The sequence below is a fragment of the Parafrankia irregularis genome, from assembly GCF_001536285.1.
GTDB lineage: Bacteria > Actinomycetota > Actinomycetes > Frankiales > Frankiaceae > Parafrankia > Parafrankia irregularis.
Window position 1 is genome coordinate 459,983 of sequence record NZ_FAOZ01000005.1, and the last position, 12,827, is coordinate 472,809.

At 72.5% G+C, this 12,827-nt stretch carries 8 protein-coding genes and 2 tRNA genes; 3 read left to right on the forward strand and 7 right to left on the reverse strand.

From position 1 onward, the window contains the following. Window positions 1–14: 14 nt before the first annotated feature. Complete coding sequence (gene leuC / locus AWX74_RS11030) at window positions 15–1,412, reverse strand: 3-isopropylmalate dehydratase large subunit (RefSeq protein WP_091274535.1); 1,398 nt, start codon at window positions 1,410–1,412, stop codon at window positions 15–17. A gap of 220 nt (window positions 1,413–1,632) precedes the next feature. Here leuC and AWX74_RS11035 point away from each other — a divergent pair, with 220 nt between their 5' ends. After that, on the forward strand, window positions 1,633–2,418 hold the full coding sequence (locus tag AWX74_RS11035) for an IclR family transcriptional regulator (RefSeq protein ID WP_091274538.1): 786 nt from the start codon (window positions 1,633–1,635) through the stop codon (window positions 2,416–2,418). Window positions 2,419–2,857: 439 nt separating this feature from the next. Continuing rightward, the gene (locus AWX74_RS11040) at window positions 2,858–5,050 is read left to right on the forward strand and encodes a serine/threonine protein kinase (RefSeq protein ID WP_091274541.1); all 2,193 of its coding nucleotides are present in this window, start codon (window positions 2,858–2,860) and stop codon (window positions 5,048–5,050) included. Between the two features lie 448 nt (window positions 5,051–5,498). Here AWX74_RS11040 and AWX74_RS11045 read toward each other — a convergent pair whose 3' ends face one another. The 4 genes from AWX74_RS11045 to AWX74_RS11065 all read right to left on the reverse strand — a co-directional run bounded on the left by AWX74_RS11045 (window position 5,499) and on the right by AWX74_RS11065 (window position 9,270). Continuing rightward, complete coding sequence (locus tag AWX74_RS11045; RefSeq protein ID WP_091274544.1) at window positions 5,499–7,232, reverse strand: sensor histidine kinase; 1,734 nt, start codon at window positions 7,230–7,232, stop codon at window positions 5,499–5,501. Between the two features lie 926 nt (window positions 7,233–8,158). Further along, window positions 8,159–8,231: transfer RNA gene (locus tag AWX74_RS11055), tRNA-Glu, on the reverse strand. Window positions 8,232–8,276: 45 nt separating this feature from the next. Next, a tRNA-Gln gene (locus tag AWX74_RS11060) sits at window positions 8,277–8,348 on the reverse strand. 145 nt (window positions 8,349–8,493) lie between these two features. After that, on the reverse strand, window positions 8,494–9,270 hold the full coding sequence (locus AWX74_RS11065; RefSeq protein ID WP_006541022.1) for a fumarylacetoacetate hydrolase family protein: 777 nt from the start codon (window positions 9,268–9,270) through the stop codon (window positions 8,494–8,496). A gap of 313 nt (window positions 9,271–9,583) precedes the next feature. Here AWX74_RS11065 and AWX74_RS11070 point away from each other — a divergent pair, with 313 nt between their 5' ends. Beyond that, complete coding sequence (locus tag AWX74_RS11070) at window positions 9,584–9,850, forward strand: hypothetical protein (RefSeq protein ID WP_006541021.1); 267 nt, start codon at window positions 9,584–9,586, stop codon at window positions 9,848–9,850. Here the strand turns inward: AWX74_RS11070 and AWX74_RS39475 are convergent. Together AWX74_RS39475 and AWX74_RS11080 are read right to left on the reverse strand one after the other, a co-directional pair. Then, window positions 9,762–10,628 carry a hypothetical protein gene (locus AWX74_RS39475; RefSeq protein ID WP_131799445.1) on the reverse strand — a complete coding sequence of 289 codons (867 nt, stop codon included), beginning with the start codon at window positions 10,626–10,628 and terminating at the stop codon, window positions 9,762–9,764. The two genes, AWX74_RS11070 and AWX74_RS39475, sit on opposite strands and share 89 nt — an antisense overlap. Window positions 10,629–10,717: 89 nt before the next feature. After that, the gene (locus AWX74_RS11080) at window positions 10,718–12,691 is read right to left on the reverse strand and encodes a murein transglycosylase (protein ID WP_226931262.1); all 1,974 of its coding nucleotides are present in this window, start codon (window positions 12,689–12,691) and stop codon (window positions 10,718–10,720) included. Window positions 12,692–12,827 lie beyond the last annotated feature (136 nt).

Sequence of the window (12,827 nt, forward strand, 5' to 3'; positions counted from 1 at the left end):
GTCGGAGCGGACGGCTACAGGTCTGCGGGCGCGGTCAGGCGGCCGGTCACCGCGGTGGCGGCGGCGACCTCCGGCGACACCAGATGGGTGCGGCCCCCGGGGCCCTGGCGGCCTTCGAAGTTGCGGTTCGACGTCGACGCGCTGCGCTCCCCCGGCGACAGGGTGTCCGGGTTCATGCCCAGGCACATCGAGCAGCCCGCGCTGCGCCAGTCGGCGCCCGCCGCGCGGAACACCTCGTCCAGGCCCTCGGCCTCGGCCTGTGCCTTGACCTCCATCGAACCGGGGACGATCAGGACCCGCAGCCCGTCGGCCACCCGCCGCCCGCGCAGCACCTCGGCGGCGGCACGCAGGTCGGAGAGCCGGCCGTTGGTGCAGGAGCCGATGAAGACGGTGTCGACGGCGACGTCGCTCAGCGGCGCGCCGGGTGTGAGACCCATGTACGCCAGGGCCCGCTCCACCGAGGCCTTCGCCGCCGCGTCGCCGTAGTCGGCCGGGTCCGGAACAGCGGTGTTCAGCGGCGCCGCCTGGCCGGGGTTCGTTCCCCAGGTGACGTAGGGGCTCAGGCTCGGCGCGTCGATGACCACCTCGTGGTCGAAGGTCGCGTCGTCGTCGGTCGCCAGCGTCCGCCAGTAGGCGACGGCGGCATCCCAGTCGGCCCCCTGCGGCGCGTTCGGACGGCCCTTCAGGTACTCGAAGGTCGTCTCGTCCGGGGCGATCATGCCGGCCCGCGCGCCGGCCTCGATGGACATGTTGCAGACCGTCATCCGGCCTTCCATCGACAGCGCGCGCACGGCCTCGCCGCGGTACTCGATGACGTAGCCGGCCCCGCCGCCCGTGCCGATCCTGGCGATCACCGCGAGGATCAGGTCCTTGGCGGTGACACCGGCCGGCAGCTCGCCCTGCACGGTGACGGCCATCGTCTTCGGCCGGCGCTGCGGCAGGGTCTGGGTCGCCAGCACGTGCTCGACCTGGCTCGTGCCGATGCCGAACGCCAGCGCGCCGAAGGCGCCGTGGGTCGAGGTGTGGCTGTCACCACAGACGATCGTCATCCCGGGCTCGGACAGGCCCAGCTGCGGACCGACCACGTGAACGATTCCCTGCCCCGGGTCGTTCATCGGGAACAGGCGGACACCGAAGTCGGCGCAGTTCTTGCGCAGCGCCTCCACCTGCGCCCGCGACACCGGGTCCGCGATCGGGAGCAGGGTGTCGGTCGTCGGGACGTTGTGGTCCTCGGTGGCGATCGTCAGGTCGGGCCGCCGGACCGGCCGGCCAGCCAGCCTCAGGGCTTCGAACGCCTGCGGCGACGTGACCTCGTGGACGAGGTGCAGGTCGATGTAGAGCAGGTCCGGCTCTCCGTCGGCGCGGCGGACGACGTGTGCGTCCCAGACCTTCTCCGCGAGTGTGCGCCCCATTGGCCCCACTCCCTCTCTGGCGTGAGCCGGGCCCACGCTGCTCGAATCCCGGTGTCATGACTGCGCCGCGGGAGGCGGTCGCCTGGCCTCCCGCTCGTCTGGTTTTCCGCTTCGTGGTTTCCCACTTACCTCGCCTGCCCGTCCCGCTCCTGAGACGTCTCAGGCTTGAGACGTCTCAGCTCTCGAGACGTCTCAGTACTTGGGATGGCAGTATCAGACTATGGAACATAGTAGCGGCGTCGGCGTCCTGGACAAGGCCGCCCTGGTTCTGACCGCTGTGGAGCATGGCCCCGCCGACCTGCGCGACCTCGTCGCCCAGACCGGGCTGAGCCGAGCCACCGCCCACCGGCTCGCCAGCGCTCTGGAGGTCCACCGGCTGCTGGCACGCGACGCGGCCGGGCGCTTTGTTCCCGGACCTCGGCTCGCCGCCGGCAGCCCCGCCGCACTGCCCTGGGAGATGCTGGACGCGGCCGGCAAGATTCTGACCGCTCTGCGCGACGAGACCGGCGAGAGCACCCAGCTGTACGTTCGGCGCGGCCCGGTCCGGGTGTGCGTCGCCGCGGCGGAACGCTCCACCGGCCTTCGCGACACCGTGCCGGTCGGCGCGGCCCTGCCGATGACCGCCGGATCGGGCGCGCAGGTCCTCCTCGCCTTCGCCGACGCCGCCGAGCCCGATCTGCTGGCCCGCGCCACGTTCGCCCCGGACATCCTGGCCCGGGTGCGCCGGCGCGGCTGGGCGGAGAGCATCGGCGAGCGCGAGCCCGGCCTGGCATCGGTGTCAGCCCCGGTCTTCGACGGATCGGGCCTGGTCGCCGCGGTGTCGCTGTCCGGACCGGTCGAACGGCTCACCCGGTCGCCGGGACGGCGCCACGGCCCGGTCGTCGTCGCCGCGGCCCGGCAGCTGTCAGCGCCGGGCCCGGCGGCGGCGCCGGTCGCGCCGCGCCCGCCGCATCCCGACGATCAGAACGCGACCCCCCGGGAAAGTACCCGAAGTCACGATGGATAGCCGGAGAATGCCGGTCCGCGAACACACAGGAAAATCACGGGATTCTCGCCGTGAACACCACCTGCGGGCATGGCGGGGCGCAATCCGGCCACAGCGGTAAGCGTCAGCGGGACCCCGACGCAACCGGGTGAGATGCGACGTCGTAGCCTTTGGTGGTCAACAGTCAGGATCGATGTTTCCGAGCGGTTGTCCACCCACGGACATGGATGTCGCACGGTTCGGCCTGACCGTGGCTCCGCGGTTTCCGGCCGGGGCTGCGAGTGCCCGGCCCGATGTGCTTCCAGGCCGATCGCTCCGGTCGGACGCGGCGCCAGTGGCCATGCGCAATCCCAGCGACGGCAGGCACGTCGGCGCGCTGCGGTTGCCGGGTCCCCGTCACGACGGGGCGCAGGCTCACGCCGGTCAGGCTCCCCACGGCAGTCAAAGGGGGAAAGGCGCAGTGCGCAAACTGGGTTCGCGGTACGTCCTGCACGAGCTGATCGGGCAGGGCACTGCCGGCCAGGTCTGGCGCGGGGCCCACGTCCCCGACGGGGAGCCGGTGGCCATCAAGGTTCTCCGGCCGGAACTCGCGCATGATCCGGAGGTCGTCGACCGGTTCCTCCGCGAATGCGACCTCCTGGTGCAGCTTGACAGCCCCGAGCTGGTGCGGGTGCGGGACCTGATCAAGGAGCCCGGCACGCTGGCAATCGTGATGGACCTCGTCGAGGGCATCGACCTACGCGCGCACCTCGACCAGAGCGGCCCACGCCCGGTAACCGAGGCCGCCCGCCTCGTCATCGGCCTGCTGTGGGCGCTCGACAGCGTGCACGACGCGGGCATCATCCACCGCGACGTCAAGCCCGAGAACGTGCTCATCGACACCTCGGATCCGCGTCGTCCCTATGTGCGGCTCACCGACTTCGGCGTGGCCCGCATGATCCACACCCCGGGCCGGGCATCGCTGACCGGCCCGATCGGGACCCCGCTCTACATGGCGCCCGAGCTTGCGGACGACGTCCCACCGACACCTTCGGTGGACATCTACGCCGCCGGAGTCGTGCTCTACGAGCTCATCGCCGGCAGTCCCCCGTTCGACCACGCGCATCCCGCCGACCTGATGCGGGCGCACCGCGAGGAGCAGCCGCTACCCATCCAGGGTGTGCCGCCGGCGGTCTGGGACGTCCTGGCCTCAATGCTCGCGAAGTCACCGAAGCAACGCCCGGCCACCGCGGCGGACGCGGCGGAGGACCTGCTCGACGCCCTCGAGGACGACGACCGGGACCACGACCACGACTTCGACCAGGACTCCGGCAACAACAACCACACCACCCGGATCGACCGGGCCGAGCGACCCGGCGCGGCCGGACGAACTGGCACCGCCAGCCGATCCGGCGCAGCCGGACGTCGGCACGGCGCCCCCGCGGGACGCGACGCCGCCTTCGACGCCGCGCTCACCCAGGTCGGTGGGATCGCCCCCGTCGCCGCGACCAGCCTGCTCGCCGCCGGGGGGGACGCGACCGGCGCCCACAGCGGCTGGAACGACGCCGCGCACACCCAGGTCGCGGGCATTCCACCGGCCCGCGCCGACTGGGATGCCGCGGCGCACACGCAGATCGCCGGGATGCCGCCCGTGCGGCCAGACCGCGCCGGCGCCGGGGCCGGCCCGGGCACCGGCACCGGCACCGACTGGTCCGACGCCGCGACCGGGGCGCAGCCCGCGGTCCGGGTTCCGGCGCGTTCGGCGGGTTCGGCCTCCGACCGCAACACGGTGATCTCGAAGAGCAAGGATTCCGCACCCGTGGGTGCGCCAGGAGCGGGAGCGGGCGCACCGAGCGGCCGTTCGGCGGCCGACCGCCGCCGCCGCAGCCGCATCGCGGCCGGTGCCGGCCTGGTTGTGGCCCTCGTCGCCGGAGCCGGTGGCTGGGCGCTGGCCGCCGCCGGGGGCGGCGACACCACCCTGACCACGGACAGCAACCAGCAGATGTTCACCGACGATTCCGGCGTGGTCGCGACTCTTCCCGGGGGCAGCCCGATGCCGCCGGGCATGGCCCCGCCGGCCGCCGGCACGGACGGGCGCTCCACCGGTGCCGCGCGCGGCACCGCATCCGGCCGTCCCGGCCAGAGCACCTCGCCCGGCGCCAGCGCCACCCAGTCCGGGACGGCCTCCCCGAGCGCGAGCACCAGCCCCAGCGCCTCGCCGACGGCCAAGGACGGAACCGTCCCCGACGTGACGAACCAGAGCAAGTCGGCTGCGACGAGCACGCTGAGCGGCAAGGGCTTCACGAACGTCGCGACCAGCGAGACCTGCCGGAAGGGCGAGAGCGGCGGGATCGTGCTCGGTCAGAGCCCCAACGCCGGCAGCGTCGTCCCGGTGTCCACGAAGATCACATTGACCGTGCAGGCCACGGACTGCGTCGAGGTCCCGTCCGTCGCCGGCAGCTCGCTCAGCGCGGCACGGAGCAAGCTGACCAGCGCGGGGCTTGGCGTTCTGGACGGCGGGGGCGGCTGCCAGTGGGGAACCACCAGCACTGCGGCACGGACCAACCCCTCGGCCGGAACCATGATGCACAAGGGCGAGAACGTCTGGCTCGAGCCGAACTGCGCCGCGTCACCAGCCCCGGCCCCGACAACACCAGCCGCCACCAGGACCTGACAGGTCACCGGACCGCGCTCGACACCCACAGCCATCCCGACGCGGCTCGGGGCACGCAAAAGGGACGCGAGAGTCCGAAGGGCTGGGGGTTCTGGTCGTGCTTGCAACCAGAACCCCCAGCCCTTTCGCGGCAGTAACGCCAGCGGTGGTGGCCGCTCGAAGCCGCCGCTCGAAGATCTGAGGATCTTCGTCGTCCCGACGACCACAACCCTCAGATCTTGCCCGGCGGCAGCTCGAAGCCTGGATTCCGCTCAGCTCTTCGGACTCGCCCCAACGGGATCAGCGGCCCAGCCGCGCTGGGATGGACCGCGCGGTCAATCTCCGCCCACACCCGGCGCAGCTCCTCCCGCCGTCGAGGGGCCCGAGGACTACCCCGGTCACCACCTCACCCGGCACAGCAGACCCCTGCCACACAACTGCGCTACCGCGCGCAACGCGGGTGAGCGGGTCAGCCAACCCAGTCTGCGGGCAGCGATGACGGCCACCCCTGCGCCGGCTCGGCTGCTGCCCGCGGGCCCGGCGGAGCCGGGGGTACGGCAGGCAGCCGGGCGGAGGACGGCTTGGGGAAGTTCGCCGGCGTCGGGGTCGGTACCTGAGAGCCCGCGCCGCTGCCGGAAGGGCCACCCCGGGGCCGGAGCAGGGCTCCGGAGCCCGCGGGCAGGGCCGGCGGATCGGGCAGATCACCCCGGGTGCGCAGACTGCGCGGGAGAGGCATCGGAACCGGCATGGGAGCTGGCTCCGCGGCCCCCGTGGCGGCGGCCGGCGAGGCTGCCCACAGATCGACCTCGACGATGATCTCGCCGTTCTCCGAGGACATCCGAAGACGGCCACCGTGCACCTCGACCAGGCGCCGCACCACGTAGAGCCCCATCCCGGCGCCGTCGGTCTGGCGGGTAGCCGTCCCGTCCCGCTGGGTGAACGGCTCGAAGAGCTGGCGGATTGTCGCCGGATCGAGGTCCGGCCCGGGGTTGCGCACCCGGAGCACCACCTCGTCGCCGACCCGGCCCGCGATGAGCCGCACCGGCGCGCCCGGCCAGGAGTGCACGAGCGCGTTGTCCACCAGGTTCGCGACGACCTGGTGGAGGGCCTGGCGGGCCATCCGCACGGAGAGCTGGGGCGGCAGGTCCACGGTGACGCTGTTGCCGGCATAGGTCAGGCCGGCGATGACGTCCCGGACCACCTCGGGTAGGTCGGCGACGGTGTTGTCGTCGGTTCCGGTGGCGGTCGCCGCCGTCAGCATGTTCTCCAGCAGCCTGGACAGGCGGTCCGAGTAGGTGACGGCGGAGTCGAGCATCCCGTCGAGCTGGGCGTCGGAGAGGCGGTCGCGGCGGCGCCGGATGGTCAGCAGGGTGCCGCGGATTCCCGTCAGCGGCGTCCGGAACTCGTGGGAGACCGTCGCGACCAGGTCGCTGCGGATCCGGTCGGTCTCCTCCAGCCGGGCCATGAGGCTCTGCTGGCCCTCGTAGAGCTGCTGGCGGTAGTCCTCCTCCCGCCGGCGGGACTGCTCGTTGTAGTGCCAGAAGACCATCTGGGCGCCGGCGAGGGCGCAGATGAAGCCGGCGTGCAGGCCGGCCAGCACCAGCGCGTTGTCCTCCATCCGCCCCGCGGCCTCGGCGGTGACGATGTCGCCGATCTCCAGGCTGGCCAGGAACACGAACGCGATCGCCAGCAGGTAGACGGTCCAGTCCTCGTAGAGGGCGATGAGCGCCACCACGACGAAGAAGTGGAAGTACATCGCGGTCTGGCCGTCGGAGAGATGCACGAAGACGACGGAGCAGCACAGCAGCCCCAGGCTCGCCGCGAGGGCCCGCACCCGGCGCATGCCGGGCACCAGCGCCGCACCGAACAGCAGCGCGGGCGGGCTGGCGGCCAGGACACCGTGTGGCAGGCTGTGGTCACGCCACAGGCCGTACACGACGATCGCCGGCAGGTGGAGGGCGAGCACCCAGCACATCAGGGAGTGGCGGGCGGCCCAGTCCTCCGTGGGCAGGCCCCGGCCCCGGGGGAACCAGGAGACCGGCCCACGGGACGTGGTGTCGACACCCGACGCGGCCAGCCCGGAATCCGCCGCGTGGTTCCGGGACGGCCGAGACTTCTCGGGTCGCCGGGCGGCGCGCCCTACATGGGCACTGCCGTGACGGCGGCGCGCCCGTGCGGGCATGGAGGGGCTGGCGGAGGACATCCGAGCAAGTTTCCCCCGTTCCGGTCCCGGAGCGCCATGGCTGGCACGGGTGGTGTCGTATGACGACTATGCCCAGCTTTGACTAGGCCATCCGCACCACCCGGTAAGGGGCTCAAAAGGGCATGGCGCAGATGCTGGCATTCCCGACAGGCTGTGGTCCGCGAGGTGGCCTCGCCGACGGCCGCCCGTGAAGGAGGACACGTGCCCCCAGTGGCCCTGACTACCGCGACCGCGACCGCCCTCATCACCCCGACAGCGCCGCAACCTGCGGTAAGTGGCGCCCAGAGCGGTGTCCGCGGGGCGTTGGCGCCCCGGCCCCTGCTGCGCCTCGTCGGCTCGGAGCAGGTCGACGGGTCCGAAGGGCCCGCGGAGGTCGTCCACGGCTGGGGTGGGCCGGTCACGTGCAACTGCCGGCCGTGCGCGATGGCCCGTCACCCAGCGTCCATGCCTCGTCTCCGTGTCGTTGACTAGGGCCGCGCCCAGGAACTAGTCCTCCACCACCACCTTCCGGTAGGTCGCCCCTCGCGGCGACCGGAGCCCGACCGGACCCGCCACCGACAACCAGACCACCCGGACCACCCCGGGGCGACCCGCAGCCTGCGCCGCGGCCGGCGCAGGCCAGCAAGGCCACCGCGGCCAGCCTGCCCGCCGCCACCACGCCACCACGCCACTGCCCTGCCGCCCTGCCGGCCTGGGAACGCCCCGCCACGCTCAGCAGACCTCCGCGTCCGTCGGGCGCTCGTCGAGGGCTCCGAGGCCTCCTCGGAGCCCTCGACGCGTTCCACGACAACGCGACAGAGAGACCGCGACAGAGAGAAGGAGACGTACGTCACTCCCCCGCGGCCGGTGTCGACGGCGACGCCTGGCGTCGACGGAGAAAAAGAAAGGCGCCAACCCGAAGGTTGGCGCCTGATGTTCTTCAAATGTAGCCCCGACCGGATTCGAACCGGCGCTACCGCCTTGAGAGGGCGGCGTCCTAGGCCGCTAGACGACGGGGCCAGAACCGTTCCTGCAATATACAGCATTTTCGTGCTTTTGGTGCAGCTGGGGTACCAGGACTCGAACCTAGACTAACGGAGCCAGAATCCGTTGGGCTGCCAATTACCCCATACCCCAAGGGGCCCTCGCGGGCTTTGCCTACTGTACCCCATGCACGGCCCAGATCCGCGAGTGGGGGCCGGCGAAAGGCCGGCCAGTTCCAGAGACCGGCGTCCGGGGGTCGGGCCGGTCCAGGACCGCCGACCCCGCGGCACCCGAGAAGCTACCTGGCGGTCACCGGGTTCGTCAGGGTTCCGATGCCATCCACGGTGACGGCGACGGTTTGCCCTGCTTCCATCGGCCCCACTCCGGCGGGAGTGCCGGTAAGCAGGACATCTCCCGGGAGCAACGTCATCGCGCGCGACATGAACGCGACCAGCGCCGGTACGTCATGCAGCAGGTGACTGGTCCGGGAGTTCTGCCGGACCTCGCCGTCCAGCGTCGTCCGCAGGGCCACGTCGGACGGATCGAGCTCGGTCTCGATCCAGGGCCCGAGCGGGCAGAACGTGTCATGCCCCTTGGCCCGTGTCCACTGGCCGTCCGTCGCCTGCTCGTCCCTGGCGGTCACGTCGTTGGCGCAGGTGAATCCGAGCACGACGGACATCGCCCGCTCCACCGGGACGTCCCGGCAGAGCCGGCCGATCACGACGGCCAGCTCACCCTCGTAGTCCACCCGCCGGCTTTCGGCCGGCAGCATGACCGGGTCCCCCGGGCCGGCCACGCTGGTCGACGGCTTCAGGAACAGCACCGGGCTCGCCGGTGGCTCACCACCCATCTCCCTCGCGTGGTCCGCGTAGTTCTTGCCGATGCACAGGATCTTGCTCGGCAGCACCGGAGCGAGCAGCCGGACCTCCGCCAGCGGACGCCGCACCCCGGTGAAGGTGAACGGAGCGAACGGATGCGGTGTGATCCCGGCTACAACCGCGGTCCCTTCCTCCGGTGACCCCTCGACCACTCCGAACGCCGGTTCCGATCCGTCTGTAAACCTCGCGATGCGCACTGGGCGACCGTACCGATCCAGCTACGCGTCGGGGGCGTGGTGCGGCGCACCCAACCACCGACACTGCGCAGCCCTGACCCCGCCGGACCACAATCCGGCCACATCCGGCCGCGTCCGGCCGCGTCCGGCCGCCACTGACCACCTCTGACCATGACCGGCCCGCTCGGACCCCACCAGCCTCGTCGAGGCATCCGATTCGCCGGGGTGGCGAAAGGGCACCGAGAATCAGGCAGGATTGCCCCGTACGGGTCCGCGCCCCGGGTCGGGACAGCGGTGACCCATCACGGACCGGCCTCGATCTGGAAGGAGCACGATGACCGAGACTGACACCACTCCCGTCTACGACGTTGGCGCACCCGAGCCCAAGCCGATCGACGAGGAGCTCAGCGTCCAGCTTGGCCACCTCGCGGAGGACGCGATCCTTCGCGGCAAGCCCAACGGCGACGAGCGCTGCGACAACTGCCTGTACTACCTCGACACCGACAAGGACATCACCTACTGCTGGCACCCGAAGCTGCGGATCCTGGTCGGCGGCGACTGGTGGTGCCAGTGGTGGGAGGAGATCCCGGAAGAGGACTGACCTTCCGGGAGGCGACGCCCCGGGGGTGCCGGACCGCCCCGACGCCCCCACCGGCGCCCCCGATGTTGTCGCTGGCGCCGGTCACAGGCCGGCGACCGGCCAGCCAGGGAGCAGGCAGGACGTCGACGGCGGCGACCGCGACCAGGCTGCTCGCCTCGGCGAGCAGCTCCGCGACCTCCGGTTCCTGCCAGCCACGGTCCGCCGCGTGCGTCAGCTCCTCGGACTCGTGGTAGGCCGCCTCGACCAGCCATCCGCTCGCCGTGCAGGCCGACAGCAGGCCCAGCAGGTCCGGGCGGGCGTCAGGCAGCCGGCGGGCGAGTTGCCGCCGCAGCTCCCACAGCGCCGCCCAGTCGGCGGTCCGCCCCCAGGTGATCCGCACGTACCGCGCCCGCCCCAGCTCGGGGCGGCCTCCCTCCCCTGCCAGGCTCGCCTCGCCGACGAGTTGCACGTGCGGATGGTCGATCACGGCCACGGGGCGCAGCAACCCTCCGAAGGCCTCCCAGGTCGTGCCTTGCCAGAACTCGGCGCCATCCACATCGCCGGGGTCATGGAGGTCGAACAGGCCGACGAAGACACCGTCCCGTGACGTCCCGGTGGTGCAGGCCGCCAGCCCGGCGCCAGCTGGGCCGCCGCTCGGTGCACCTGAACCGCTCGGTGCACCTGAACCGCTCGACGCACCTGAGCCGCCCGGACCGCGCGAACCGCCGGCCCCTCGCTCCAGAGCATCACGCAGTGCGCGTTTGTCCCGCACTCGGCCCCGGATCGCCCGCAGCACCATCGCCACCTCCCCGTGACGGTGAGGTTACGGCGCCCAGTTACCCGCAGCCACCTGGAGACAGCGGAACGTACGCCTACCGCGGCTGGGGATTACGGGGCCAACGACACGACCGGGAAGGGCAGCGTGCTCCCGTCGCCGCCGGTGCCGGCGGCTCCCGGAGCAGCGGCGGAGCTCGTGGCCGCCGAACCCGTGGCGGCCGAGCCCGGGTCCACCTGGGCGCACAGGGCCGTGATCACCTCGCCGAGACCGATCCGCGCATCGGCGGCGATCTCTCCCACCTGGATCGCGGCCGCGAGCCGGTCCAGGAAACGGGACAGCTCGACAGCGGCCTGCAGACCGCCATCGCCGTCCGGCAGGGTGGCGAGCAGGTCGTCCACGGCCGTCCGGGTGATGCGTCCGGTGTCGCGGTAGGTCTCCAGATGGCGCCGCAACCCGGCCAGCGTGGGCGGAGCACCGGTGAAGTCCGCGGGATCGAGGTCGGCGGCCCGGATCCGCGTCTCGGTGGAGGCACAGTCAGCACCGCCGGGCAGGACCCGCACCACGACGTCGAAGGGGCCGCGACCCGTCGCGCGGCCGATCGCCAGCCCGTCCACCCGCCCGAGCGAGACGACCTCGTCGCCGCTCGACACGGTCCGGGCGCTCGTCCCCGTGGCCACCGTCGCGCCCGTGCTGTCGAGCACCACGAGCTCGATGGTCACCGTCCGGCCGTCGGTGCCCCCGACCCGGCCGCGTACCTCCAACGACTCATGGTCCGAGCCGGTCAGCACATCGCCGCCGACCCCGTCGACGCTGATCGATCCCTGGTCGATCACCGGCGTCAGGCAGCCCTCCCCCTCCGCGCCGGCCAGCGGCGTCAGCGCCGTGACCTCGAACGGCTGGTCGATCGGCAGGCCCTGCGCCCCCTGATCATCCGAGGTGTCGCCACCGGTCGCGTCGGCCGGTTCGGCGCCCAGGCCGCTCACGACCGTCGCGCCGACGGCGTACCAGGCCGCCCAGCCGAGGACGGAGCGGGTGTACGCCTCCGACGGGTTGTACGAGCGCACCGCGGTGAGCACGTTCTTCGGGATCCGCAGGTCGCCGGAGGCACAGAGCAGCTCCGCCGCGGCGAGCGTGGCGTCGTCGAGGTCGTTGGGGTCAGCACGTCCGTCCGCGTCGGCGTCCCGGCCGGCCCAGCGCCACATCGCCGGGGTGAACTGCATCGGGCCGACCGCCCGGTCGAGCTCACGATCACCGTCGAGCCAGCCGTCGTCGGTGTCGCGGATGTAGAACATGCCGGCCGAGCCGTCGAGCCGCGGGCCGACCACAGTGGGTGTGACCTGGCCGGTGACCGGGTCGATCGCCGCGCCCTTTCCGTGGCCTGACTCGATTGCGCCGATGCCTGCCAGCAGCGACCAGTGCAGGAAGCAGTCCGGCCGCTCGGCGTTCACCCGGTCGGCCGCGCTCGTGTAGGCGGCCAACGCCCGGGACGGGATCGTGGAGGCCTCGGCACTCGAACCGGGCGGAGTGGTCAGCGATTCGTTACGGACCGTCGAATCCGGCGCCGAACCATCGTCCACCTCGTCGTTGTCGTCGGCGGCGACGTCGGACCCGGAGCGGGTCGCGGTACCGGCGGACGCCGTGAGCCCGTCACGCACCGGCAGCCGGATCTGCCCGGACGCGCCGACCACACCCGCCAGAGCCTCCACGGTCGCTCCGCCGAAGGCGGCCCCGTTGTCGGGCAGCACCTCGACCTGGTCGATCCGGCCGTTGACCGGCCCGTGCAGGCTGATCGGTGCGGCGGCGGGCGCGGGCGTGGCCACCGCGGTCACCGCGAGAGTGAGCACAGCCACCGCCAGCGGGAGCTTCAGCAGCGCACCCCAGGAGACGCGTGTCGCCTGGCCTTCGGCGCGTCGGCGTCGCCCACCGGGGGCGGCTGACGACGTCGGGCGGCGGGCCGCCACCTGGCCGCGTGCTGTCGCCGGCCTGCGGCGCCTCGACGGAGGATCGACCCACACCGCCTCGGCCGCGGCCCGCGACGACCGGTGTGCACCGGCCCGACGGCCCGCCGTGCCATGACCCGCCATGCCATGACCCGCAACGCCGCTACCTGCCGCGCCACGGACGGACCGGCGGCTCACAGCCGCCCCCACCGGCGGCTGCTGCTGCTGCTGGTCTGGCACTCCATGACCGGACACCGCGCCATGGCCGGACACCGCGACA